This window comes from Pseudomonas sp. H1h, from assembly GCF_000633255.1.
Classification (GTDB): domain Bacteria; phylum Pseudomonadota; class Gammaproteobacteria; order Pseudomonadales; family Pseudomonadaceae; genus Aquipseudomonas.
In genome coordinates this window covers 35,636-61,830 of the sequence record NZ_AYMJ01000025.1, presented here as the reverse complement: position 1 = coordinate 61,830, position 26,195 = coordinate 35,636, and the positions used below count along the sequence as shown (strand labels likewise).

The window sequence follows — 26,195 nt, the reverse complement described above, 5'->3', positions numbered from 1 at the left end:
CAGGCTTGGCCCGCCGAAAAATAGCCGGGAATTGTACCTGATACACGGCGCAAGCGTCACGTTCGCCTGTCACCCGGATTGCATACGAAAACGCCCCGATCTGTCGACCGAGGCGTTTTCGTGGTTAAAGCATTGGCAACAACACGGCCATCAACCGGCCCGTCGCAATAGCCAGACACCCGCCAGCGCACAGACCGTGGCCGGCACCAGCACCGCGAACAGCGGCGAGAAACCGAACACCAGGCTCGATGGGCCGAGCAAATCCTGGACGATGCGGAAGGTGAAGCCCACCAGCACGCCGGTGAACACCCGCTGACCGAGGGTTACCGAGCGCAACGGGCCGAAGATGAAGGAGATCGCCATCAGCACCAGCGCGGCGGTGACCAGCGGCTGCAACACCTTGACCCAAAATGCCAGCCAGTAACGGCCGTTGCTCAGGCCCTGGTCCGCCAGATAGTGGATGTAGCCCCACAGACCGGAAATCGACAGCGACTCCGGAGCCATCACTACCGTGTTGAGCAGTTGCGGGCTCAGCGACACGTCCCACTGCTCGCTCGGGGCGTTCAGCACTTCGGTGCTGCGCTCATGGAAGACCGTGGTGGTCACGTCGGTGAGTTGCCAGCGGCTGCCATCGAACTCCGCGCGCTTGGCGAAGCTGGAGCTCAGCAGGTGACGCTCCTTGTCGAAGTGATAGCGGGTCACGCCATACAACAGGCCGTTGGGTTGCACGGCGTTGATATGGATGAACTCCTCACCCTGACGGTGCCACATGCCATGTTTGGCGCTCTGCGCGTCGCCGCTGCCTTGCGCCAGCGAGCGATTGGCCTGAGCCATGCTTTCGGTAGCCGGCGCCACGTACTCGCCGATCAACACGCCGGCCAGCATCAGCACCAGCATCGGTTTCATGACCGCCCAGACGATACGCCCGATGGACACGCCAGCGGCACGCATGACCGTCAGCTCGCTGCTGCTGGCCAGGCTGCCAAGACCGATCAGGCAGCCGATCAGTGCGGCCATCGGCAGCATTTCATAGAGGCGGCGTGGCGCGGTAAGGATAACGAAGCTCAAAACGTCGGTCAGCGTATAGGTATCGCTGACGTCGCTCATCTCGTCGATGAAGGCAAACAGGGTCGCCAGACCCAGGATGATCGCCAGCACGGCGATGATCGCCATGAATACGCTGCTGCCGATGTAGCGGTCGAGTTTAACCACGGGCCACCTCCAGCGCAGCGCTGCGACGACTGGCCAGCTTCAGGCGCAACGGCTCCCAATACAGCAGGCCCAGACCGATGACCAGGAAGATCCCGTGCACCCACCACAGGCCAAGGGCCGGTGGGATCTTGCCTTTTTCGAGGGCGCCGCGGGCGGCAATCAGGATGGTCAGGTAAGCCATATAAAGAAGAATCGCCGGCAGCAGCTTCAGGAAACGGCCCTGACGCGGATTGACCCGCGACAGCGGCACCGCCATCAGGGTCACGATAAATACCAGCAATGGCAGCGAAAGACGCCATTGCAGTTCAGCCTTGGACCGCTCGTCGTCGTTGCTCAGCAAGGTCGAGGTCGGCATCGCGTCACGGTCGGTGACTTCGTCGCTGGCATCGGGCTTGGGCAGCAATACGCCATAGGTCTCGTATTTGATCGCGCGATAATCGGCCTGTCCCGGGCTGCCGTCATAACGATAGCCATTGTGCAGGATCAGATAGCGGTTACCGTCCGGGTGGATTTCCTGACGGCCCTTCTCGGCCACCAGCACGGAAATCCCGCGGTCCTTCTGATTGGCGCCCAGGTTCTTCTGCGAGATGAATACGCCGCTGAGGTTGACGCGGTCGTCGGTCAGGGTCTCGGTGTAGGTCACCCGGGTGCCGTCGCGCAGCGCCTGGAAACGGCCCGGCTCGAGGGTATCGAATTCGGTCAGGGCATCCTGCTTGTTCAGCAGCAGCTGGAACTGATTGGCACCTTGCGGGGCCAGGCTCAGGCTCAACCACGCCACCACCAGCGCCACCAGCGTCGCCGGAAACAGGGTCATGCGCAGCAGACGCTGCTGACTCATGCCGGTGGCCGAGAGCACGGTCATTTCGCTTTCGAGGTACAACCGGCCATAAGCCAGCAGGATCCCGAGAAACAGGCCCAGCGGCAGGATCAGTTGCATGAACCCCGGCAGACGGTAACCCATGATCAGGAACAGAGATCCCGGATCGAGTTGGCCCGCAGCGGCCTGGGCAAGGTATTTGATGAAGCGACCGCTCATGATGATGACCAGCAGCACGGCGCTGACGGCGCTCAGGGTCAACATCACTTCACGGGACAGATAACGGAAGACGATCAAACCAGACACTCCAGGGTTGTCAGGCTAAGGCGGCCAAACAAGCAAACGTCTCGACCGGCCCGCAATGCAGAGCCGTCGAAAAAAGATGCGGCATTATCCTGTGATTGAGGGCGCCTGTCACTGCGCACACTCACCCAAGCGTGCATTCCGTTGAAGATCATACAACCGAGGGTTGTCAGGCGCGGTGAGCGAGGTTCAAACTGCCGCCTTTGTCGCAGGCACTGGCCTGCGCCTCTTCTATCTATAAGCAGGCGACTGCGGCCACCGTCGAACGCCTGTGTGTTGACCATTCATTCAGGGATCCGGACATGGAACTGGTTGTAAAAAGCGTTAGCCCAGAAACGTTGAAAACCGCCACCCTGGTGGTTGCCGTCGGCGAAGGCCGCAAACTCGGCGTCGCCGCCAAGCAGGTCGATGAACTGAGCGGTGGCGCGATCAGCGCCGTGCTCAAGCATGGCGACCTGGCCGGCAAGGTCGGCCAGAGCCTGCTGCTGCACAGCCTGCCGAATCTGAAAGCCGAGCGCGTGCTGCTGGTCGGCGTGGGCAAGGATGAAGAACTGGGCGACCGTCCGTTCCGCAAGATCGTGGCCGGCATCCTCAACACCCTGAAGGGTCTGGGCGGCACCGACGCCGTACTGGCATTGGATGAAGTCATTGTCAAAAACCGCGACAGCTACGGCAAGACCCGTCTGCTGGCCGAAACGCTGGTGGATGGCGAATACAGCTTCGACCAGTTCAAGAGCCAGAAAGCCGAACCGCGTGCGCTGAAGAAAATCACCTTGCTGACCATCAAAGCCGCTCAGGCCGAAGTGCAGCGCGCCGTGAACCACGCGACCGCCATCGCCAACGGCATGGCCTTCACCCGCGACCTGGGCAACCTGCCGCCGAACATCTGCCACCCGACGTTCCTGGGCGAGCAAGCGAAGAACCTGGGCAAAGAGTTCAAGGATCTGAAAGTCGAAGTCCTCGACGAGAAGAAGATCAAGTCACTGGGCATGGGCTCGTTCTACGCCGTCGGCCAGGGCAGCGCCCAGCCACCGCGCCTGATCGTCATGCAATACAACGGCGGCAAGAAGTCCGAGAAGCCTTACGCGCTGGTCGGCAAAGGCATCACCTTTGACACCGGCGGCATCAGCCTGAAGCCGGGCGCCGGCATGGACGAGATGAAGTACGACATGGGCGGCGCTGCGTCCGTGTTCGGTACGCTGCGTGCCGTGCTCGAACTGAAACTGCCGATCAATCTAGTGTGCATCCTCGCCTGTGCGGAAAACATGCCAAGCGGCAACGCTTCGCGTCCGGGCGACATCGTGACCACCATGAGCGGCCAGACCGTGGAAATCCTCAACACCGACGCTGAAGGTCGTCTGGTGCTGTGCGACGCGCTGACCTACTCCGAGCGTTTCAAGCCGCAAGCGGTGATCGACATCGCCACCCTGACCGGCGCCTGCGTCGTGGCACTGGGCGCGCACACTTCCGGCCTGCTGGGCAACAACGACGAGTTGATCAACCAACTGCTCAGCGCCGGCAAGGCTGCCGACGACCGCGCCTGGCAACTGCCGCTGTTCGATGAATATCAGGAACAGCTGGACAGCCCGTTCGCCGACATCGCCAACATTGGCGGCCCGAAAGCCGGCACCATCACCGCTGCGTGCTTCCTGTCGCGCTTCACCAAGAACCTCAACTGGGCGCACCTGGACATCGCAGGCACTGCCTGGACCAGCGGCGGCAAGGACAAGGGCGCCACCGGCCGTCCGGTTCCACTGCTGACCCAATACCTGCTGGACCGCGCCAAAGCCTGAAACCGATGAACCTGGGCGGCGTCACTTTGCGGTGACGCCGTTCAAGGCTCAGGAACTGCAATGACCAAAGTCGACTTCTATATCCTGCCCAGCGCCGATCCTTCGGCTCGCCTGGACTTTGCCTGCAAGCTTGCCGACAAAGCCTGGCGCATGGGGCACCGCATCTACCTGCATTGCAGCGATGTTGCCCAGCGTGACGACCTCGATGCCCGGCTGTGGGCGTTCAAGGGCGAAACCTTCGTTCCTCACGGCCCTGCCGACAGCGAACCGGACGGTTTGATCGTGCTGGGAGTGGGCGCTGACTGTGGCGCGCATCAGGACCTGCTGATCAACCTCGACCTGAAAGTCCCGGCCTTCGCCAGCAAATTCGCCCGGGTGGCGGAAGTGGTGGTGGAAGATCCGACGATTCGCGCGGCGGCACGGGAGAGTTTCCGTTTCTACCGCGAACAGGGCTATCCTCTGCAAGATCACCGTTTACAGCGACTCTGAGTACGCCGATGGACACTCCAAAACCGCTGCAAAAGCCTGCGCACCTGCTGGACGATCTCGAGTCGATCCGTCAGTTGCTTGGCGATGACAACCTGCAACCGCCCCTGCTGACCGATACGGTCGATGAGGGCGAACAGGAACAGATTCCGATGCTGTTCGACTCGGTCGCCACTGAGCCTCCCGCCGTCGAACCGCCTCCCGCACCTGTCGTGAAGCCCGCCACCGCACCCGCCGCGCCTGTGGACAAAGGCCCCGACGCGCTGCTGCACCTGGACAGCGAACTGCGCGCCGCTGCGCAACTGATCATGCAAGACGTGATCGACGACTTCGCCCCGCACATCGAAACCGAAATCAAACGTCGCCTCGAGGCGCGGATGGAACGGCTTCTCAGCCAGTACGAATAATCGACAGTGGGAGCCGTCGCACGGTCGCTCCCACTTTTAGATCTCCACCCGACCCGCCCCGCTCGCCCTGCGCCCCATGCCCCGCTATACTTCCCGGCTTTTCCTGAATAAATGCCAATAGGGTCCCGCCGCGCATGGATAAGACCTACCAGCCGCACGCCATTGAAACTTCCTGGTACAACACCTGGGAGTCCGAGAACTACTTCGCCCCGCAAGGCGCGGGCGACTCCTACACCATCATGATCCCGCCGCCGAACGTCACCGGCAGCCTGCACATGGGCCACGGTTTCAACAACGCGATCATGGACGCCCTGATCCGTTTCCGTCGCATGCAGGGTCGCAACACCCTGTGGCAGCCGGGCACCGACCACGCCGGTATCGCCACGCAGATGCTGGTGGAGCGTCAACTGGAAGCCACCGGCCAGAACCGTCATGACCTGGGCCGCGAGAAATTCCTCGAGAAAGTCTGGGAGTGGAAGGATCAGTCCGGCGGCAACATCAGCCGTCAGATCCGCCGTCTCGGCTCGTCTGTGGACTGGAGCCGCGAGCGCTTCACCATGGACGACGGCCTCTCGGAAGCAGTTAAAGAGGCCTTTGTGCGCCTGCACGAAGACGGCCTGATCTACCGCGGCAAGCGTCTGGTCAACTGGGACACCAAGCTGCACACGGCGATTTCCGACCTCGAAGTGGAAAACCACGACGAGAAAGGTTTCCTGTGGAACTTGAAATACCCGCTGGCCGACGGCGCGAAAACCGCTGAAGGCAACGATTTCCTGATCGTCGCGACCACCCGTCCGGAAACCATGCTCGGCGACTCCGCCGTCGCGGTTAACCCGAACGATGAGCGCTACAAAGCCCTGATCGGCAAATTCGTCGAGCTGCCACTGGTTGGCCGCCGCATCCCGATCATTGCCGACGATTACTGTGATCCTGAATTCGGCACCGGTTGCGTGAAAATCACCCCGGCCCACGATTTCAACGACTACGAAGTCGGCAAGCGCCACAACCTGCCGCTGCTGAACATCTTCGACAAGAACGCCAACGTGCTGCCAGCGGCCCAGGTGTTCAACCTCGACGGCACGCTGAACGACAGCATCGACGGCAAGATTCCGGCCGAGTACGCCGGTCTCGAGCGTTTCGAAGCGCGCAAGCAGATTGTTGCCGCGTTCGATGCCGCCGGCCTGCTGGTCAGCGTCGACGATCACAACCTGAAAGTGCCGAAAGGCGACCGTTCTGGCACCGTCATCGAGCCTTGGCTGACCGACCAGTGGTACGTGTCGACCAAGCCTCTGGCCGAGCCGGCGATTGCTGCCGTTGAAGACGGTCGCATCCAGTTCGTGCCCAAACAGTACGAAAACATGTACTTCTCGTGGATGCGCGACATCCAGGACTGGTGCATCAGCCGCCAGCTGTGGTGGGGCCACCGGATTCCGGCCTGGTACGACGAGTCGGGCAAGGTCTACGTCGGTCGCGACGAAGCCGAAGTGCGTGCCAAGCACAACCTCGGCCCGGACGTTGCGCTGCAACAGGACAACGACGTTCTCGACACCTGGTTCAGTTCGGGCCTGTGGACCTTCTCCACGCTGGGCTGGCCGGAAAAGACCGAGTTCCTGAAGAAATTCCACTCCACCGACGTGCTGGTCACCGGTTTCGACATCATTTTCTTCTGGGTTGCCCGGATGATCATGCTGACGATGCACCTGATCAAGAACGAGGACGGCACGCCGCAGGTTCCGTTCAAGACCGTTTACGTGCACGGTCTGGTGCGTGATGGTCAAGGTCAGAAGATGTCCAAGTCCAAGGGCAACGTCCTTGACCCGCTGGACATCATCGACGGCATCGAGCTGGAAGAACTGGTGCAAAAACGCACCTCCGGCATGATGCAGCCGAAACTGGCGAAGAAGATCGAGAAGCAGACCCGCGACGAATTCGCCGACGGCATCGCCAGCTACGGCACCGACGCCCTGCGCTTCACTTTCTGCTCGCTGGCCTCCACCGGTCGCGACATCAAGTTCGACATGGGCCGCGTCGAAGGCTATCGCAACTTCTGCAACAAGATCTGGAACGCTGCGCGCTATGTTCTGGACAAGGGCGAAGACTGCGGCCAGAACGGCGAAGCCTACGAACTGTCGCTGGCGGATCGCTGGATCATCTCGCAACTGCAGCGCACCGAAGCCGAAGTGACCCGTCAACTGGATCAGTTCCGCTTCGACCTCGCCGCGCAAGCGCTGTACGAGTTCATCTGGAACCAGTACTGCGACTGGTACCTGGAATTGTCCAAGCCTGTGCTGTGGGACGAAAACGCACCGGTCGAACGTCAGCGCGGCACCCGTCGCACGCTGGTGCGCGTACTGGAAGTGGCGCTGCGTCTGGCGCACCCGTTCATGCCGTTCATCACTGAAGAAATCTGGCAGCGCATCGCGCCGCTGGCCGGCATTCAGGGCAAGACGATCATGCTGCAACCTTGGCCGGTGGCCAACGAAGAGCGCATCGATCCGGCGGCCGAAGACGATATCGAATGGCTCAAGGGCCTGATGCTCGGCACGCGCAACATTCGTGGCGAGATGAACATCGGCCCGGGCAAGCCGCTGCCGATCTACCTGAAGAACGTCAGCGCTGAAGACCAGCGCCGCCTCACCGAGAACGAAGCGCTGCTGAAGAAGCTGGCGCGTCTGGAATCGATCACCGTTCTGGCCGCTGGCGATGAAGCACCGCTGTCCGCCACCGCACTGGTTGGCGAGATGGAAGTGCTGGTGCCAATGGCCGGCCTGATCGACAAGGGCGCCGAGCTGGCACGTCTGGACAAGGAAATCCTGCGTCTGCAGGGCGAAGTCCAGCGGGTGGGCGGCAAGCTGTCGAACGCCGGTTTCGTCGACAAGGCCCCGGCCGAAGTCATCGAGAAGGAACGCGCCAAACTGGCCGAGGCCGAACAGGCCCTGGGCAAGCTGGCCGAGCAGCACGCGCGGATTTCCAGCCTGTAAGGGCAAGCCGCAATGAAAAAGGGAGGCCACCATGGCCTCCCTTTTTTATTCAAGAATCACCAAAAATCCCCTGTGGGAGCGGGCTTGCTCGCGAAAGCGGTGTGTCCGCCGACAAATCCGCTGGATGTGGAACCGCCTTCGCGAGCAAGCCCGCTCCCACAGTTTGAACGGAGTTGCCCTTAGATGTGGGACAATAGCCGCCACTTTCAGCCATACCCGAATCGACCACGCCCATGAACGCCCCCCGTACACCTCGCCCCGCGCGCAAGAAGCCTGATTCCGCCACCCCGGCCAAGCCCGTGGAACCGCGTAAAGAGGCCAGCCTGCACCCGCGCAATCGCCATCAGGGTCGTTATGACTTCCCGGCGCTGATCAAAACCACGCCGGAACTGGCGAAGTTCGTGATCATCAACCCGTACGGCAAGGAAAGCATCGACTTCGCAAGTCCCGATGCGGTGCGTGTGTTCAACCGGGCGTTGCTCAAGTCGTTCTACGGCATCCAGCATTGGGACATCCCGGCGGACTACCTTTGCCCACCGGTGCCGGGCCGCGCCGATTACGTGCACTTCCTCGCTGACCTGCTGGCGAGCATGAACGACGGCAAAGTGCCGCGCGGCGCGATCGTCAACGTGCTGGACATCGGCATGGGCGCCAACTGCGTTTATCCACTGATCGGCAACAGCGAATACCGCTGGCATTTCCTCGGCTCGGAGATCGATCCGACGGCCGTGGCTGCCGCCAGAGCCATCGTTCAGTCCAACGATCTGAACAAGGTTATCCAGCTGCGCCAGCAGGAAAACCGCAAGCACATCCTGATCGGCTTGCTGGAGCCAGGCGAGCGCTTTGACCTGACCATGTGCAACCCGCCATTCCACGCCTCGATGGATGAAGCGACCAAGGGCAGCGAACGCAAATGGCGCGCACTGGGCAAGGCCGACCCGAAGCGCAAGTTGCCAGTACTGAATTTCGGCGGCCAGTCGGCCGAGCTGTGGTGTGAAGGTGGCGAAGCACGTTTCGTGACGCAACTGATCGCCGAGAGCGCGAACTTCCAGCACAAGGTGCTGTGGTTCAGCACGCTGGTGTCGAAAGCCTCGAACCTGCCAGCCATCGAAACCGCGCTGAAGAAGGCCGGCGTGCTGGAAAGCCAGGTGGTAGAGATGTCTCAGGGGCAGAAACAGAGCCGTTTCGTCGCCTGGACCTTCCAGACCAAGTCCGAGCAGCAGATCTGGCGGCGCGAGCGCTGGACGCGCTAACCGCAGTTATTGACCGGCGCAGGTTCAAATTGTGGGAGCGGGCTTGCTCGCGAATGCGGTAGATCAGCCAACATTTTAGTCGACTGACAAACCGCTTTCGCGAGCAAGCCCGCTCCCACATTGGCCCAGTGATTCAGTTAGCAAATCGCAGGCACAAAAAAACCGTGCCCGGATCGCTCCGGTGCACGGTTTTTTTATCGCTGCGTCTTACTTGTTCACAGCGTCGGTCAGGCCTTTGGCCACAACCAGCTTGATCACTTTCTTGGCAGGGATTTCGATGGCAGCGCCAGTCGAAGGGTTACGGCCAGTGCGGGCAGGACGCTCGGTCACTTTCAGCTTGCCGATACCTGGCAAGGTGATTTCGCCGCCGTTTTCCAGCTGATCGGCAACGATTTGGCCCAGTTGGTCCAGAGCGTTACGCGCGGTGGTTTTCGGCGCGTCGATAGCTTCAGCGATGTCGGCGATCAGTTGGTCTTTAGTAAGAGCCATGTAGTGTTCCTTCCCTATCAAATTCATATGGATTGCAGAGTGCAGTGTCAGCCATCGAGCCCGATCTTCTGGATCTGGCACCCTCGGCGATAACCACGACGAGTCGGGGTTATAGATACCGAAATCAGGGTTTGGTTCGACCTGACAAATGCTGAATGCACGCTTAACGCAGTGACTTCGCGTAAGACCGGGCAAAACTAGCACAGAGACGGGGAAATATCCGCCTCTAGCTACCCATTTGGTCAGCTTTATTGCTCTAAATCGGTAAAAAACTGCATAAGCCCTGCAACCCGCCCCGGATTTGCCCTTCACTCCGCGCCAAAACCAGTGGTTGCGGTACACTGGGCGCTTTTTCGGGGGAGCCTGCCCTCCTCCCTTCCAACAGCCGAGAAGCCCATGCCGATCCGTCATTGCATCGTCCACCTGATCGACAAAAAACCCGACGGCACGCCCGCAGTTCTGCACGCCCGTGACACAGAACTTGCTGAGTCCGCGGCCATCGAGAACATGCTCGCCGACCTCAACGAGAGCTATAACGCCAAACAGGGCAAAGCCTGGGGTCTGTTCCACCCGGAATCCGGCGCGTTCCCGTTCAGCGGCTGGCTGAAGGAGTACATGGAGGGCGGCAAGGACTTCACCGCGTTCAGCAAAGTCGCGGTCGAACATCTGCAGAAGCTGATGGAAGAATCGAACCTGTCGGTCGGCGGCCACGTGCTGTTCGCCCACTATCAGCAAGGCATGACCGATTACCTGGCAATCGCCCTGCTGCACCACAGCGAAGGCGTGGCGGTGACCGATGAGCTGGACGTGACCCCGTCGCGCCATCTGGACTTGGGCCAACTGCACCTGGCAGCGCGGATCAATGTGTCCGAGTGGCAGAACAACAAGCAGTCCAAGCAGTACATCTCGTTCATCAAGGGCAAGAACGGCAAAAAGGTCTCGGAATACTTCCGCGACTTCATCGGCTGCCAGGAAGGTGTCGATGGTCCAGGCGAGACCCGCACCCTGCTCAAGGCCTTCAGCGACTTCGTCGAGAGCGAAGACCTGCCGGAAGACTCCGCCCGCGAGAAAACCAAGACCCTGGTCGATTACGCCAGCAGCCAGGCCAAGCTGGGCGAGCCGATGGGCCTGGAAGAGCTGTCGGAGCTGATCGACGAGGAGCGCCCGAAAGCTTTCTACGATCACATCCGCAACAAGGATTACGGCCTGTCGCCGGAGATTCCGGCGGATAAACGCACCCTCAACCAGTTCCGCCGCTTCACCGGCCGCGCCGAAGGCCTGTCGATCAGCTTTGAAGCGCACCTGCTGGGCTCCAAGATCGAGTACGACGAAGAGGCCGGCACTCTGGTCATCAAGGGCCTGCCGACCTCGCTCACCGACCAGTTGAAGCGCCGCAACTGATGCTCGGCAATGTGCTGAAGAAGGTCGCGCTGGTTCTGCTGGTGGTGGTGATCTATCAGAACTGGGGCAAGATCGAGCGGCTGTTCAATCCGTCGCAGATGGTCTCGCAACAGACGCGGGCGCAGGCCAATGTCGTGCTCTATGCCACCGACTGGTGCGGCTACTGCAAGCAGACCAAGCGTTTTCTCGACAGCAAGGGGATTCCATTCAAGGAGTTCGACATCGAGAAGGATGCCCAAGCGCGCAAGGCGTACGAGGCACTGGGTGGACGCGGGATTCCGCTGATCGACGTGAACGGCACGTTGATTCGCGGGTTCGACCCGGACGAAATTCTCGCCGCGCTGAAATAACCCTTTCTATACACCCAGAATCTTGTGGCGAGGGGGCTTGCCCCCTCGCCACATGTCATGTGTGGGTTACTTGGCTTCGATACGGAAACCAAAACGCGGGAAGTGCACATGCACCACGCCGCCACGCTGGTCTTCGCGACGAATGATCAACTCTTCGCTACCGGTAAACAGCAGTTCACCGACCACCGGATCAACTCCGTAGTCCGTCGCGGCAATTGATACCTGCTGACCCGCCTTGAACCCGTTAGGATCAACAAACTGCTCATTCGGCAACGCTGCCGGCGTCGAGTTGCGCGCCACTTCCAGCGCTTCTTCGGAGGTCATCGCACTCGCCGCGCCATGACCAAAGCCCAACACTCGGCTCAACCACGCCGACACCGCGGGATAGGCATCCACCAGCGGCGCCGTCACGTGGGTCGCCTTGAGGAACCACAGCGGATGCGCCAGCGCAAAATCGGCAATCGACGGCTCGCCGAACAGGAAGTCGCCCTGCTCGCGCTGCAACTGCTGCTCCAGGCGAGCCATGATGGTTGGCCATTGGTGCTTGGCCTGTTCAGCCGTCAGCTTGGTCGCCGAGCCCCCGCTGAACAGACCGGCACGGTCAGCGAGGAACGCCTTGATCGCTTCCGGCGGCAATTTGCCGAAACGCACAGCCACCGATTCCGGCTGGAACACCAGGCTCACCGCGTTCTGAAACACCAACGAATCGGCCCACGCCGCGAAGCTGGCACTGGTCATTTCCTGACCTTCAGGGAAAAACGCCGGTAGGGCTTTTTCCTGCTCCAGGCGACGCGCAATCAACGACGTGTCGCAATAGATGTCAGCGCCGATCTGCAGCACCGGGGTCTTGCGGTAGCCACCGGTCAGGGCCGTCAGATCCGGCTTGGGCATCACCGGCGAAATGTGCACCGAGCGCCAGGACAAGCCTTTGAAACCCAACAACAGGCGAGCCTTTTCGGCAAATGGAGAGGTCGGGTAATGATGCAGAATCAACTCGGACATGCTCGGCTCCGCCGCACAGAAAGTGAGTCGGCAGCTTAGCGTGCATTTGATTAGGAGCCTACAGATCTGGCTGATGGGAACCGATCAGTCAGAATGATAAGACGCGACCAGGCATTCCTTGGCGCTCTTGCGCAGCTTCTTGATCAGCCGTTCCTGACGCAAGGCATCGCTCTTGTCGCGGCAACGCTCGGTGTAGACCAGCGCCATGGCCGGGCTGGACAGAAAGAAGCGCGCGCCCTTGCCACTCTGATGCTTGGCGAAACGGCGCACCGGGTCGTCGCTGATCCCGCAATACAACGAGCCGTTGGCCGCGCGCACGAGATAGACGAACCAGGATTTGCTCACTGGCTCGACAACATCGACGGGGTTTTCGCTAAGGCTGGTCACTTCGAGATCAAGGCGTGCAGGAAACAGGCCGCGATCTTATCAGCGACTGGCCTGAAATGCCTTCAGTCCCTTCAGCGCCTGCGCCCGCACGGCGTTGCGTACCAGCGGCGTCCAGCCCAGCAGCAAGCCCTTGAAACCCAGCGCCTGACGCGACCAGCGCCACAGATCGAAGTGGTCGTGGTGCTCGCAGATCTTGCCGTCCCGGAAGACGAAGCGCGCCTGGATATCGTTGATCACCACGTTGCCAGTCTGGCTGAACAGATACGTCGCCACCCAGTGCGCACCGCCGCTGCGCTCGACAGCACGGACATTATCGAAGGTCAGGGAAAAATCCTTGGCGCGGGTGGTGAGCATGCGCCACATGTCGCCGGCATCGCGCCCGCGCAGTTCACCGAAGGCCGGATCGCTGAACACCACGTCATCGGTGTAGCAGGCGGCCATGGCTTCGGCGTCGAGGCGCTGGAAGGCCTGGTAGAAGCGGGTGATCAGGGCGGCGTGGGCTTCGCTCATGGGCAAACTCCAGAGAGTGGACAGATTGCCAGCACGATAAGCCGAAGACCGCAGAAACACTATCGGCATTCGCGCACCGAATACCAGCAACACACAAAACCAATGTGGGAGCGAACCTGCTCGCGAATACGCGGGGTCAGTCAACGTTGATGACGACTGATTCACCGCCTTCGCGAGCAAGCCCGCTCCCACAGGGTTCCCTTGCGACAATTACATCGCTTCCAGCCTCAGATCTTTTCGCTTTGCACTTGCACGTACAACGCCCGGCCGGCACCCAGCCCGGCGATGATCGCGCCGGTGCCAATGATGCCGAAGATCCAGCCCACCGCGTTCCAGCCGCCGGTCCAGTCATGCACCACGCCAACCGCGAACGGGCCCATCGAGGCCAGGGTGTAACCGAAGCCTTGGGACATGCTCGACAGGTTCGCTGCGACGTGCGAATCCCGCGAGCGCAGCACGATCAGGGTCAGCGCCAGACTGAATGTACCGCCCTGCCCCAGCCCCAGCAGAATCGCCCAGCCCCACAGGCCTTCGATTGGCGCATACAGGCAACCGAACAAACCACCGAGGGTCAGCGCCATCACCACCACGATCGCCAGGCGCTGATCCTTGCCACGGGTCGCCAGCCACGGCGCCGCGAGGGAGCTGGCGAGCTGGATGATCACCGAGCCGGAGAGCACCAGGCCGGCCTGGGTCGGGGTCAGTCCGCGACCGATCAGGATCGACGGCAACCAGCCAAACACGATGTACGCCAGCGACGATTGCAGGCCCATGTACAAGGTCACTTGCCAGGCCAGCGGATCGCGCAGCAGCCCGCGCACGCGATAGGCCACGTTGTGCGCGCCATGCTTTTGCCCGACTTGCGGCAGCCAGAACACCGCCGCCACCAGCGCCGGAATCACCCAGAAGCCCAGGCCCAGCGCCCAGCTATTGTCGAAGTGTTCGCTCAACGGCACGGTCGAACCCGCCGCCATCGCCGCCCCCAGGCACAGGGCCATGGTATAGACGCCGGTCATGGTTCCAGCGTGTTTGGCGAAGTCGCGTTTGACGATACCCGGCAGCAGCACACCGATAATGCCGATGCTTGCACCGCCCAGCACACTGCCGGCGAACAGGCCGATCTCACCGAAGTTGCTGCGCAGGATGATCCCTCCGGCCAGCGTCAGCAGGATGCCGAGCACCACCCGCTCGGCGCCGAAACGTCGCGCCAGAATCGGCGCCAGCGGTGCGAACAAACCAAGGCACAGCACCGGCAAAGTGGTCAGCAGACCGGCCTGCGCGGCAGACAGGCCAAGGCTTTTCGACACTTCGCTGAGCAGCGGCGCCATGCTCGACAGCGCCGGACGCAGGTTCAGTGCCACCAGGATCAGCCCCAACAGCAACAGCCACGGCCGGCGCACCAGCGGATGGCTTTGCTGCACTTGCTCGTCATCGGCCTCGGCGTCGATCAGCAGCTCTTCAAGCTCGGCTGTTCTTTTGGGGATGGACAGGTTTTTCTCGCTTTCAAGGTTCATTGATCAACTGCCTCGATATGGCTTTGGCCCGCTCCGGGTCGCGTTGTTCGACGGCATCGAGCAGCTCGATGTGCAAGTCGAACACTTCCTGACGGCGCGGGACGATGTTCAGCGTCTGGCGCAATTGCGCGCCGACGATGCTGGAAAAATAGCGATACAACTCGCTGAGAGTCGGGTTGTGCGCGGCATCCACCAGACGGCGGTGGAACACCAGATCGCAGGAAATGTAAGTGTCGAGATCGCCGTGGTAGTGGCTGCCACTGGTGCCGAGCGCTTCACGCAAAGCAACCAGATCATCATCCGTGCGGCGCAACGCCGCCAGGCCGATCGCCTCGACTTCGAGGATGTGCCGGGTCTCGCGCGCCTGTTCAAGCGAGCAACGGGACAACGCCTTGAGCGTGTCCATCGGATCGACCACCGCCCGCAAGTAACTGCCATCGCCCTGACGGATTTCGATCAGTCCGGAAAACGCCAGTACGCGCATGGCCTCCCGTACGGTGTTGCGACTGATGCCCAGCTCAGCGCAAAGCTCGGGCTCGGTCGGCAGACGTTCGCCAACCTGCCACACGCCATCGGTGATGCGTTGACGTAATTGATCCAGGGCCTGATCGACCAGGGATCGCTTAATCAAAGGTGAAATGTCTGACATAGGATTCGCCCTTTCATCCAATCATAGGATGAATTTTCTGACATGGTAGTCAGCTGTGTGCAGGACGGCAACCACTTATGGCCAGGAGGAGGCTCCAAGAACCCTTTGCTTCCGATCTTTTTCGGAGTGTCGAAGACGTCGGTCCTACTCGCCGAGTAGAAAAATCATTCACCTGCGAAGTTATTTCCCACATCGCAAAGGAATATTTGCCGACATCACTCACAGCCATAGGACTTCAGACTTTGGAAATTAATCCGCGGGCGATTTGGTCCGTCATTTAGTTCAAAGGAAGAATGAAAAACTCATGGTAGAAATCAATTTCGGTATGCAGCACAGCCGCCCTTTTGCCTTGGAGAAAAACCGTCAACTACTGGCCGTACGCAGTCACGCCCATGAAAAAAGCCCCGCCGGTCATCCGACGGGGCTTTGTTGTTAAACCAGCCTCCAGGCAATCAATGCAGAATCTGACTCAGGAACAGCTTCGTCCGGTCGTTCTGTGGATTGTCGAAGAAGTCATTCGGCGCCGCCTGCTCAACGATCTCGCCCTTGTCCATGAAGATCACGCGATTGGCCACGGTGCGGGCGAAGCCCATTTCGTGGGTCACGCAGAGCATGGTCATGCCGTCTTCAGCGAGGCCGATCATGGTGTCGAGTACTTCTTTGACCATCTCCGGGTCGAGTGCCGAGGTCGGTTCGTCGAACAGCATGATTTTCGGTTTCATGCACAGCGCACGGGCGATTGCCACACGCTGTTGCTGGCCGCCGGACAGTTGCCCCGGGAATTTATGCGCCTGCTCCGGAATGCGTACGCGTTCCAGGTAATGCATGGCAATTTCCTCGGCCTTGCGCTTGGGCATCTTGCGCACCCACATCGGCGCCAGCGTGCAGTTCTGCAGGATGGTCAGGTGCGGGAACAGATTGAAGTGCTGGAACACCATGCCGACTTCGCGGCGGATCGCTTCGATCTGCTTGAGGTCGTTGGTCAGTTCCACGCCATCGACGACGATGCGGCCCTGCTGGTGTTCTTCCAGGCGATTGAGGCAACGAATGGTGGTCGACTTGCCGGAACCCGACGGGCCGCACAGCACGATACGCTCGCCCTGTTTGACGTTGAGGTTGATGTCTTTCAGCACGTGGAACTGGCCGTACCACTTGTTCACGCCCTGCATCTGAATAATGCCTTCAGGGCCCACAGGCTTTTTGATTGCTTCGCTCATTTACAGAGAACTCCTAACGCTTGTGGCCAGTGTCGAGCTTGCGTTCCAGATGCATGGAATAGCGCGACATACCAAAACAGAAAATCCAGAACACCAGGGCGGCGAACACGTAGCCTTCGGTGGCCATGCCCAGCCATTTCGGATCGGCAGCGGCTTGCTTGACGCTGTTGAGCAGGTCAAACAGGCCGATGATGATCACCAGGCTAGTGTCCTTGAACAGCGCAATGAACGTGTTGACGATGCCCGGAATCACCAGCTTCAGAGCCTGCGGCAGAATCACCAGGCCCATCGCGCGCCAGTAACCGAGGCCCATTGCGGCAGCGGCTTCGTACTGACCTTTGGGGATCGCTTGCAGACCGCCGCGCACCACCTCAGCCACATAGGCCGACTGGAACAGGATCACGCCGATCAGTGCGCGCAGCAACTTGTCGAAGTTCATGCCTTCGGGCAGGAACAGCGGCAGCATCACCGACGACATGAACAGCACGGTGATCAACGGCACGCCCCGCCAGAACTCGATGAACGTCACGCAGACCACGCGAATCGCCGGCATGTTCGAGCGCCGGCCCAGCGCCAGGATGATCCCCAGCGGCAACGCACCGGCGATACCCACGGTGGCGATCACCAGCGTCAGCATCAGCCCGCCCCACTGGCTGGTCGCCACGGTCGTTAAACCAAAGACGCCGCCGTGCAGCAGGAAGTACGCAACGATCGGGTAGATCACCAGGAAGCTCAGGCCGTACACCGCTTTACGCGGGAAGCGTGAGATGAACAGTGGCGCCACGCCGATTACTGCCAGCCAAACGGTGAGGTCTACGCGCCAGCGCAGCTCGGTCGGGTAGTAGCCGTACATGAACTGGCCGAAACGCTGCTGAATGAACACCCAGCAGGCGCCGTCCTTGGTGCAGTCGGCGCGAGTGGTGCCCACCCAGTTGGCGTCGAAGACCGCCCAGCTGAGAATCGGCGGAACCACCAGGTAGATCAGGTAGAACGCAAACAGCGTCAGCAGGGTGTTGAGCCAGCTGGAGAACATGTTCGCGCGCATCCACGCCACCACGCCGATGCTGCTGCTCGGTGGGGGCATGTCGGGTTTGAAAGTATGGGTTGTCATGCGCGTTTCCTCACCGCTCGATCAGCGCAATGCGCTTGTTGTACCAGTTCATCAGCAAGGAAATGCTGATACTGATCGCCAGGTACACGCTCATGGTGATGGCAATGACTTCGATAGCCTGGCCGGTCTGGTTGAGCACGGTGCCGGCGAACAACGAAACCATTTCCGGGTAGCCGATACCGGCGGCCAGCGAAGAGTTTTTCGCCAGGTTCAGGTATTGGCTGGTCAGTGGCGGAATAATCACCCGCAGCGCTTGTGGAATGATCACCTTGCGCAAGGTCGGGCCGTTGCGCAGGCCGAGCGAACGGGCCGCTTCGGTCTGGCCGTGGCTGACCGACTTGATCCCCGAGCGCACGATTTCAGCGATGAACGCTGCGGTGTACACGGTCAACGCCAGGGTCAGCGCAAGCAGTTCCGGGATCAGTACCCAGCCACCGACGAAGTTGAAGCCCTTGAGTTGCGGCAATTCCCAATGCAACGGTGCTCCGAAGAGCAGCGCGCACAAGGTCGGGAGCACCAACAGGATCGCCAGGCCGGTCCAGAACTTGTGGAACGGTACGCCGGTGTCTTCGAAACGCTTGTTGGCCCAGCGGCACATCAACACGATGGCGACGATGGCCAGCACCACGCTGATGAAGAACGCCCAGAAGCCGTCAGCCATTTGCGCGGCCGGCATGTTCAGGCCACGGCTGCTGACGAAGAAAGTGTCGCCGAAGTTGTGGCTGTTGCGCGGTCCCGGCATGGTCAGGAATACCGCGAAGTACCAGAACAGAATCTGCAGCAGCGGCGGAATGTTGCGGAATACTTCCACATACACGGTCGCCAGTTTGCTGATGATCCAGTTCGGCGACAGCCGCGCCACACCGATGAGGAAGCCCAGCAGGGTCGCCAGGATCACGCCGATGAAAGTGACCAGCAGAGTGTTGAGCAAACCGATCACGAACACCCGCGAGTAACTGTCCGCTTCGGTGTAGGAGATCAGGTGCTGAGCGATGCCGAATCCGGCACTACGCTCCAGAAAGCTGAAACCGGAGGTGATGCCCCGGTGCTGCAGGTTGGTCTGAGTGTTATCGAACAGATACCAGCCCATGGCGACCACCGCCACGACAGTGATGATCTGAAACAGCCACGCACGCACTCGCGGATCGCTGAGGCTGAACCTCTGCTTTGGTGCGCCGATTGAATTTTGCATGAAGTGCCCCGGAAAAAATGGAACAGAACATCACCCGGCGGTTGGCCCGCCGGGTGATAGAACCATTAGCGCACTGGTGGTGCGTACTGAATGCCGCCGTTGGTCCACAGCGCGTTCAGGCCACGGTCGATTTCCAGCGGAGTGCTCTTGCCGAGGTTTTTCTCGAAGATTTCACCGTAGTTACCGACCTGCGAAACGATTTTCACAACCCAGTCCTTCGGCAGTTTCAGGTCCTTGCCATATTCACCGTCAGCGCCCAGCAGACGAGCAACGTCCGGGTTCTTGGTGGACTTGGCTTCTTCCAGTACGTTTTTCGACGTCACGCCGGCTTCTTCAGTGTTCAGCAGCGCGTAGCCAACCCAGCGAACGATCGCCAGCCACTCGTCGTCGCCGTTACGCACGACCGGGCCCAGTGGCTCCTTGGAAATGGTTTCCGGCAGCACCACGTAGTCTTTTGGCGAGGCCAGTTTGCTGCGTTGTGCGTAGAGCTGCGACTTGTCGGAGGTCAGCACGTCGCAACGACCGGATTCCAGCGACTTGGCGCTTTCATCGGAGGTGTCGAACGTGATCGGGGTGTACTTCAGGCCGTTGGCGCGGAAGTAGTCGGATACGTTCAGTTCGGTAGTAGTACCGGCCTGGATGCAGATGGTTGCACCGTCCAGTTCCTTGGCACTTTTCACGCCCAGCTTGTTGTTGGCCAGGAAGCCCACGCCGTCGTAGTAAGTGATGAAGCCCGGGAATTTCAGACCCATGCCGGCATCACGCGAGCTGGTCATGGTGGTGTTGCGCGAGAGCAGGTCGATTTCGCCGGACTGCAGCGCGGTGAAGCGCTCCTTGGCGTTCAACTGGCTGAACTTGACCTTGGTTGCGTCGCCGAATACGGCAGCGGCCACAGCGCGGCAGACGTCAGCGTCGATCCCGAGGATCTTGCCCGAAGCGTCCGGTACCGAGAAGCCCGGCAGACCGTCGCTCACGCCACACTGCACGAAACCTTTCTTTTGCACGGCATCCAGGGTTGCACCCGCCTGAGCGAACCCGCTGACGCCGAGTACTGCTGCTGCAGTCACGACCGCCAGAGTGGATTTCAACATCTTCATTCAAACCTCCAGTTTTGCTCTTGTTGTGTCGGAGCTTGAGTCCAGTCGCACCCTTTTGAGGCGTTGTTGACCCGTGTTGGCTTTTTTTGGGGTCAACCGACGTAAGACCTTCGCTATGAGTCTAGTAGGAGAAAATCCACATCATGGACAACTCACTTCTCACCAGTCGGCCGAACGGGCTGTAGCCCTTTCACGTTCGCTTTGCCCGTAGCGGCCATTGGCGAACATCCATCACCGGATTCTTTGCAATCCCTTCGCACGACGTACACTGATAGTGTTACCGCCACACGCGAGATCGGTTGCACGCAAAGAGCCATAGCAAAGCCCGTACCACACCGCTTGCTGAAGCGATTGCGCGACAGGTCAATAGCAAAACTTGTAGCCTTGCGACATCTTCTTAACGGATCGAACGGGCGCGCACGCAAATCACGCACTTATTGAGAGCGCCCGCACATTTTTGGAGCAGCCATGACCGAGCCCCTGATTCTTGAACCCGTAAAGCCCGCAGACGCCTGCGTGATCTGGCTGCACGGCCTCGGCGCTGATCGCTATGACTTCCTGCCCGTAGCCGAAGCCTTGCAGGAAAGCCTGCTGAGCACGCGCTTTGTATTGCCTCAGGCACCGACCCTGCCTGTGACCATCAATGGTGGTTATGCGATGCCGAGCTGGTACGACATAAAGGCCATGAGCCCGGCGCGGGCGATTGATCGTGAACAGTTGGAGGAGTCCTCCGAGCGCATCGTCAAACTGATCGATGTGCAGCGCGCTGCCGGAATAGACGCTTCGCGAATTTTCCTCGCCGGGTTTTCCCAGGGTGGCGCCGTCGTCCTGCACACCGCCTATCTGAAGTGGCAAGGTCCGTTGGGTGGCGTACTTGCCCTGTCCACCTATGCCCCGACCTTTACCGACGAAATGGAGCTTTGCGCCAGTCAGCAGCGCATTCCGGCGTTATGCCTGCACGGCCAGTTCGATGGCGTGGTGCAAAACTCCATGGGCCGCAGTGCCTACGAGCATTTAAAGCAGCATGGTGTCACCGTGACATGGCAGGAATACCCAATGGAGCACGAAGTGTTACCCGAAGAAATTCGCGACATCGGCGTCTGGCTGACCGAGCGTCTACGCTGATTCGGCCGCAGAGCGGACCCCTTTGATCATCCCACTACGCCGAGCCCGCTTCTTGCATTACACTGGCCGGCGTACATTCCTTAACCAATTGATGAGATGACCGTGCTCAAAGCACTCAAGAAAATGTTCGGTAAAAGCGAGGCTGAGCAGCTCGCGCCAGTTCCCAGTGCGCCGTCGCACGCCCCCGGCCCTCGCAGCGAGGCTCCCAAGGCTGAACATCCGGCTCCGCTAGCGACACCCAAGCCTGAGCCGCAACCCGCTACCGCCGCCGAACCTGTCCGCGCCGAAGCGCCGAAACCGGCCCGCCCGCGTCGCGAACCCAAGCCCAAGGCACCGGTCATTCCCTGGAAACTCGAAGATTTCGTCGTCGAACCCCAGGAAGGCAAAACCCGCTTCCACGATTTCAAACTCGCTCCGGAACTGATGCACGCCATCCAGGACCTGGGCTTTCCGTACTGCACGCCGATCCAGGCGCAGGTGCTGGGTTTCACCCTCGCCGGCAAAGACGCCATCGGCCGCGCGCAGACCGGTACCGGCAAGACGGCCGCGTTCCTGATCTCGATCATCACTCAGCTGTTGCAGACCCCACCGCCAAAAGAGCGCTACATGGGCGAACCCCGTGCGCTGATCATCGCGCCGACCCGCGAGCTGGTGGTGCAGATCGCCAAGGACGCCGCTGACCTGACCAAGTACACCGGCCTGAACGTCATGACGTTCGTCGGCGGCATGGACTTCGACAAGCAGCTCAAGCACCTCGAAGCCCGCCATTGCGACATTCTTGTCGCTACCCCGGGCCGTCTGCTCGACTTCAACCAGCGTGGCGACGTGCACCTGGACATGGTCGAAGTGATGGTGCTGGACGAAGCCGACCGCATGCTCGACATGGGTTTCATCCCGCAAGTACGCCAGATCATTCGCCAAACCCCGCCGAAGTCCGAGCGCCAGACCCTGCTGTTCTCCGCGACCTTCACCGAAGACGTGATGAACCTGGCCAAGCAATGGACCACCGACCCTGCGATCGTAGAAATCGAAGTCACCAACGTGGCCAACGAAAACGTCGAGCAGCACATCTACGCCGTGGCCGCTGCCGACAAGTACAAACTGCTGTTCAACCTGGTCAACGACAACGGTTGGGAGCGGGTGATCGTGTTTGCCAACCGCAAGGACGAAGTACGGCGCATCGAAGAACGCCTGGTGCGTGACGGCATCAACGCCGCGCAACTGTCGGGCGACGTGCCGCAACACAAGCGCATCAAGACCCTCGAAGGCTTCCGCGAAGGCAAGATCCGCGTATTGGTCGCGACCGACGTGGCCGGGCGCGGCATTCACATCGACGGCATCAGTCACGTGATCAACTTCACCCTGCCAGAAGTACCGGACGACTACGTGCACCGCATCGGTCGTACCGGTCGTGCAGGCGCCGACGGCGTATCGATCAGCTTCGCCGGTGAGGACGACTCCTACCAGTTGCCGTCCATCGAAGAGAAGCTCGGTCGCAAGATCAGCTGCGAAACGCCGCCGACGCATCTGTTGCGTGCAGTTGAGCGCAAGCGTCCGCAGTAAGCGACGTTTGAAAGAAAGCGCAGCCGACAACGACTGCGCTTTTTTTTCGCCCGGCGTTTCATCAGGTGCTTGCGAGAGACAACTAAAAGTCCATAATAGACTAATTAGTTTATTTTTAGACGCCGGAGCCTGACATGCCCAGTAAGCCCAACGTGATCGACCAAGCCCAGGCTCGCGAGCTGCTGACACGCATCGACGTGCCGCAAATCCTGCGCAAACTGTTTCGCGACCTCGCCGCCGGACTCGCCGTGCAACCGGCGCAGCAACTGGTGGAATTCCCGCAAGGTGCCGGCGACTTCATCAATTACCTGGGTGTGCTGGCCGAAGATGGCGTGTACGGGGTCAAGACGTCACCGTACATCGTTCGAGAACAGGGGCCGTTGGTGACAGCGTGGACGCTGTTGATGTCGATGCAAACCGGTCAGCCGTTGCTGCTGTGCGATGCCGGCGAACTGACCACCGCACGTACCGCCGCGACCACCGCCGTGGCGGTCGACGCCCTCGCGCCGCTGAATGCCACGCGACTGGCGATCATCGGCAGCGGCAAGGTCGCCCAGGCGCATCTGCATTACGTGAAAGGTCTGCGCGACTGGCAGAGCATCAGCGTGTATTCGCCCTCGTTGCTCGAAGACGCCGAAACTCAGGCACATTTGAAAGCTATCGCACCCGATCTGAAGATCGCCGACAGCCGCGAAGCCGCTTTCGCCGAAGCCGACGTGATCATGCTCTGCACCTCGTCCGCCGGGCCGGTGATTGATCCGGCCACCTTAGGCAAACCAGCGCTGATCACCTCGATCAGCACCAACGCCCCACGCGCCCATGAAGTACCGCCACAGAGCCTCAACGCCATGAAGGTGTTCTGCGACTATCGGCTGACCACGCCGGGCTCGGCCGGTGAGATGCTGCTCGCCACTGAACAGCATGGCTGGGACAAGGCAGCAATTGTCGGTGACCTGGCCGATCTGCTCAGCGAAAAAGTGCCGCGCCCCGGTTACGACCGTCACGTATTTTTCCGTTCAATCGGCCTGGGCCTGGAAGACATCGCGCTGGCGAATGCGATTTATCAGCTGAACCTGTAACACCACAAATCCCCTGTGGGAGCGGGCTTGCTCGCGAAGAGGCCGTGTCAGGCAATTTATTCAACGAATGACACACCGCCTTCGCGAGCAAGCCCGCTCCCACAGGGTGATCAGCGAACTCCTTGATATTGCGTCCACACCGGAGACTTTCATGAGCCAGGCAGACTTCATCATCATCGGCGGCGGGATTGCCGGCGCTTCCACCGGTTTCTGGCTGTCGCCGCACGCCAAAGTGATTGTGCTGGAACGTGAGTCGCACCCGGCCTACCACTCCACCGGACGCTCGGCGGCGCTGTACTCCGCTGCGTACGGAACACCGCAGGTGCGGGCGCTGACGCTGGCCAGCCGTGAATTTTTCGATCATCCGCCAAGCGGCTTCTGCGAGCACCCATTGCTTACGCCGCGCGGCGAAATGACTGTTGATTTCACCGGTGACGCCGCCGAACTGCACAACCAGTACCTCAGCGCCAAGGCCACGGTACCGGAGATGCAATTGCTCAGCGCCGACGAAGCCTGCGCACGGCTGCCGATTCTGCGTCGGGAAAAGGTTCACGGTGCGATCTACGACCCGACCGCCAGCGACATCGACACCGACGCCCTGCATCAGGGTTACCTGCGCGGCATCCGCCGCAACAACGGCGAAGTGCACACCGATTGCGAAGTGCTCGGCCTGAGTCGCGACGCCGATGGCCAATGGCAAGTGCAGACCAACGGCCAGACCTTCAGCGCACCCGTCGTGATCAACGCCGCCGGCGCCTGGGCCGACAAGATCGGCGCTCTGGCTGGCGCGCAATTGCTCGGGCTGCAACCCAAACGCCGCGCAGCTTTTATCTTTGCCGGCCCCGAGGGCGTCGACACTCACCACTGGCCGATGCTGGTCAGCCTCGACGAATCGTTCTACATGAAACCCGACGCCGGGATGTTCCTCGGTTCGCCGGCCAACGCCGACCCGGTCGAGCCTCACGACGTGCAGCCCGAAGAGCTGGACATCGCCATGGGCATCTACCAGATCGAAGAAGCCACGACCCTGAGCATCCGTCGCCCGACCCGCACCTGGGCCGGTTTGCGCAGCTTTGTCGCGGACGGCGATCTGCTCAGCGGCTTCGATCCACAAGTGCCGGGGCTGTTCTGGGTCGCCGCCCAGGGCGGTTATGGCATTCAGACCTCACCGGCCATGGGGCAGGCCAGCGCGGCATTGCTGCGCGGTCAGCCGCTGCCTGAGCCGCTGCAGCAGTTCGGTCTGAGCAGCGCCATGCTCTCCCCTGCCCGGCTGGGCTGAGCACCCTCGCGGATGACGCGCCCAACGGATTGCGGCACACTCGCAGCGCCCCCTGTTCACGGGGGCGTTGACGCCGCCTGGAGCTCCACAGACATGACCGCCCCCGAATTCGATCCGGCACTGGATAACTTCCGTGCCGTCGCCGACGCCATCGCCACGCTGTTCTTTCCCCACGCCGAAGTGGTGCTGCACGACCTGCGTACACAAAAAGTCGACTACATCGCCAACAACCTGTCCAAACGCGAGATTGGCGACGATTCATCACTCGAAGACATGCTCAGCGAGGATGTCAGCGACCGCAACATCGGCCCGTACGAAAAGCTCAATTGGGACGGCCAGAAGATTCGCAGCCTGAGCACGGTGCTGCGCGACAGCGAAAGCCGGCCGCTGGCAGTGCTGTGCATCAACCTGAATATTTCGCTGTTCGAAAATGCCAAGGCCGCGCTGGACCTGTTCCTGTCGCCGAGCAAACTGATCCCGCAACCGGACTCACTGTTTCGCGATGACTGGCAGGAACGGATCAACACCTTCCTCCACGCCTGGCTGCGCGAACGCCAGTTGAGCCTGAATCTGCTGACCCGCGATCACAAGCGCGAACTGGTGCTGGCCCTGCACGCCGAAGGCGCCTTCAAGGGCAAGAGCGCCTCGAACTATGTGGCCAATGTGCTGAACATGGGGCGGGCGACGGTCTACAAGCACTTGAAGGAATTGAAGGGCTAGGCTCCATAAGCTGTATTGCCTGATCAGGCCCCTTCGGGAGCAAGCCCCCTCCCACATTGGAAGGCGTTCCCCTGTGGGAGGGGGCTTGCTCCCGAAGGCGGGCCCTCAGTCGCCGTGGATATCAGACTTGAAATACTTCTCCCAAATCTCCCACATTGGAAGGCGTTCCCCTGTGGGAGGGGGCTTGCTCCCGAAGGCGGCTCCTCAGTCGCCGTAGATATCAGACTTGAAATACTTCTCCCAAATCTCCCACATTGG

General features: G+C 60.7%; 24 protein-coding genes. 12 read left to right on the top strand and 12 right to left on the bottom strand.

The window, feature by feature from the left end; all coding sequences use genetic code 11:
* Positions 1–150 precede the first annotated feature (150 nt).
* Both lptG and lptF read right to left on the bottom strand, forming a co-directional pair.
* On the bottom strand, positions 151–1,212 hold the full coding sequence (gene lptG, locus U862_RS0120700; protein ID WP_025112165.1) for an LPS export ABC transporter permease LptG: 1,062 nt from the start codon (positions 1,210–1,212) through the stop codon (positions 151–153).
* Positions 1,205–2,326, bottom strand: a complete 1,122-nt coding sequence (gene lptF / locus U862_RS0120695; protein ID WP_025112164.1) for an LPS export ABC transporter permease LptF — start codon at positions 2,324–2,326, stop codon at positions 1,205–1,207. Before lptF ends, lptG begins: the two co-directional genes overlap by 8 nt.
* 308 nt (positions 2,327–2,634) lie before the next feature.
* On the opposite strand from lptF, the gene U862_RS0120690 reads away from it, so the two are divergent.
* From U862_RS0120690 to rlmF, 5 genes are all read left to right on the top strand, one after another.
* Complete coding sequence (locus tag U862_RS0120690; RefSeq protein ID WP_025112163.1) at positions 2,635–4,125, top strand: leucyl aminopeptidase; 1,491 nt, start codon at positions 2,635–2,637, stop codon at positions 4,123–4,125.
* A 60-nt stretch (positions 4,126–4,185) separates the two neighbouring features.
* Positions 4,186–4,614 carry a DNA polymerase III subunit chi gene (locus tag U862_RS0120685; protein ID WP_025112162.1) on the top strand — a complete coding sequence of 143 codons (429 nt, stop codon included), beginning with the start codon at positions 4,186–4,188 and terminating at the stop codon, positions 4,612–4,614.
* 8 nt (positions 4,615–4,622) lie between these two features.
* Entirely contained in the window at positions 4,623–5,018 is a 396-nt protein-coding gene (locus U862_RS0120680) for a hypothetical protein (protein WP_025112161.1), read from the top strand.
* 134 nt (positions 5,019–5,152) lie between these two features.
* Positions 5,153–7,999: a valine--tRNA ligase gene (locus tag U862_RS0120675; protein WP_025112160.1), complete on the top strand. Its 2,847-nt coding sequence runs from the start codon at positions 5,153–5,155 to the stop codon at positions 7,997–7,999.
* Positions 8,000–8,232: 233 nt separating this feature from the next.
* Complete coding sequence (gene rlmF / locus U862_RS0120670) at positions 8,233–9,252, top strand: 23S rRNA (adenine(1618)-N(6))-methyltransferase RlmF (protein WP_025112159.1); 1,020 nt, start codon at positions 8,233–8,235, stop codon at positions 9,250–9,252.
* Positions 9,253–9,459: 207 nt separating this feature from the next.
* Here rlmF and U862_RS0120665 read toward each other — a convergent pair whose 3' ends face one another.
* Complete coding sequence (locus U862_RS0120665; RefSeq protein WP_003221909.1) at positions 9,460–9,741, bottom strand: HU family DNA-binding protein; 282 nt, start codon at positions 9,739–9,741, stop codon at positions 9,460–9,462.
* A 396-nt stretch (positions 9,742–10,137) separates the two neighbouring features.
* Between U862_RS0120665 and yejK the strand changes: the two genes are divergently transcribed.
* Both yejK and U862_RS0120655 read left to right on the top strand, forming a co-directional pair.
* On the top strand, positions 10,138–11,142 hold the full coding sequence (yejK, locus tag U862_RS0120660) for a nucleoid-associated protein YejK (RefSeq protein ID WP_016984999.1): 1,005 nt from the start codon (positions 10,138–10,140) through the stop codon (positions 11,140–11,142).
* On the top strand, positions 11,142–11,492 hold the full coding sequence (locus tag U862_RS0120655; RefSeq protein ID WP_025112158.1) for a glutaredoxin family protein: 351 nt from the start codon (positions 11,142–11,144) through the stop codon (positions 11,490–11,492). Before yejK ends, U862_RS0120655 begins: the two co-directional genes overlap by 1 nt.
* Positions 11,493–11,558: 66 nt before the next feature.
* Here the strand turns inward: U862_RS0120655 and U862_RS0120650 are convergent, their stop codons facing one another.
* From U862_RS0120650 to U862_RS0120610, 9 genes are all read right to left on the bottom strand, one after another.
* Entirely contained in the window at positions 11,559–12,494 is a 936-nt protein-coding gene (locus tag U862_RS0120650; RefSeq protein ID WP_025112157.1) for a glutathione S-transferase family protein, read from the bottom strand.
* A gap of 84 nt (positions 12,495–12,578) precedes the next feature.
* Complete coding sequence (locus U862_RS0120645) at positions 12,579–12,881, bottom strand: GIY-YIG nuclease family protein (RefSeq protein WP_025112156.1); 303 nt, start codon at positions 12,879–12,881, stop codon at positions 12,579–12,581.
* Between the two features lie 39 nt (positions 12,882–12,920).
* A complete protein-coding gene (locus U862_RS0120640; protein WP_025112155.1) occupies positions 12,921–13,391 on the bottom strand; it encodes a nuclear transport factor 2 family protein in 471 nt (156 codons plus the stop codon).
* Positions 13,392–13,618: 227 nt separating this feature from the next.
* Positions 13,619–14,905, bottom strand: a complete 1,287-nt coding sequence (locus U862_RS0120635; RefSeq protein ID WP_025112154.1) for a CynX/NimT family MFS transporter — start codon at positions 14,903–14,905, stop codon at positions 13,619–13,621.
* Positions 14,895–15,554: a FadR/GntR family transcriptional regulator gene (locus U862_RS0120630; protein WP_025112153.1), complete on the bottom strand. Its 660-nt coding sequence runs from the start codon at positions 15,552–15,554 to the stop codon at positions 14,895–14,897. Before U862_RS0120630 ends, U862_RS0120635 begins: the two co-directional genes overlap by 11 nt.
* Positions 15,555–16,006: 452 nt before the next feature.
* The gene (locus U862_RS0120625; protein ID WP_003221897.1) at positions 16,007–16,771 is read right to left on the bottom strand and encodes an amino acid ABC transporter ATP-binding protein; all 765 of its coding nucleotides are present in this window, start codon (positions 16,769–16,771) and stop codon (positions 16,007–16,009) included.
* Between the two features lie 13 nt (positions 16,772–16,784).
* Entirely contained in the window at positions 16,785–17,882 is a 1,098-nt protein-coding gene (locus tag U862_RS0120620) for an amino acid ABC transporter permease (RefSeq protein WP_025112152.1), read from the bottom strand.
* Positions 17,883–17,892: 10 nt separating this feature from the next.
* Complete coding sequence (locus tag U862_RS0120615; RefSeq protein WP_025112151.1) at positions 17,893–19,074, bottom strand: amino acid ABC transporter permease; 1,182 nt, start codon at positions 19,072–19,074, stop codon at positions 17,893–17,895.
* 65 nt (positions 19,075–19,139) lie between these two features.
* Positions 19,140–20,171, bottom strand: a complete 1,032-nt coding sequence (locus tag U862_RS0120610) for an amino acid ABC transporter substrate-binding protein (protein WP_025112150.1) — start codon at positions 20,169–20,171, stop codon at positions 19,140–19,142.
* Between the two features lie 468 nt (positions 20,172–20,639).
* On the opposite strand from U862_RS0120610, the gene U862_RS0120605 reads away from it, so the two are divergent.
* The 5 genes from U862_RS0120605 to U862_RS0120585 all read left to right on the top strand — a co-directional run bounded on the left by U862_RS0120605 (position 20,640) and on the right by U862_RS0120585 (position 25,937).
* Entirely contained in the window at positions 20,640–21,296 is a 657-nt protein-coding gene (locus tag U862_RS0120605; protein WP_025112149.1) for an alpha/beta hydrolase, read from the top strand.
* 96 nt (positions 21,297–21,392) lie between these two features.
* A complete protein-coding gene (gene rhlB, locus U862_RS0120600) occupies positions 21,393–22,859 on the top strand; it encodes an ATP-dependent RNA helicase RhlB (protein ID WP_025112148.1) in 1,467 nt (488 codons plus the stop codon).
* A 134-nt stretch (positions 22,860–22,993) separates the two neighbouring features.
* Positions 22,994–23,938, top strand: a complete 945-nt coding sequence (locus U862_RS0120595; RefSeq protein ID WP_025112147.1) for an ornithine cyclodeaminase family protein — start codon at positions 22,994–22,996, stop codon at positions 23,936–23,938.
* A gap of 151 nt (positions 23,939–24,089) precedes the next feature.
* Positions 24,090–25,217 (top strand): FAD-binding oxidoreductase, encoded by a 1,128-nt coding sequence (locus tag U862_RS0120590; protein ID WP_025112146.1) that lies wholly within the window; start codon positions 24,090–24,092, stop codon positions 25,215–25,217.
* 93 nt (positions 25,218–25,310) lie between these two features.
* Positions 25,311–25,937 carry a transcriptional regulator gene (locus U862_RS0120585; RefSeq protein WP_025112145.1) on the top strand — a complete coding sequence of 209 codons (627 nt, stop codon included), beginning with the start codon at positions 25,311–25,313 and terminating at the stop codon, positions 25,935–25,937.
* Positions 25,938–26,195 lie beyond the last annotated feature (258 nt).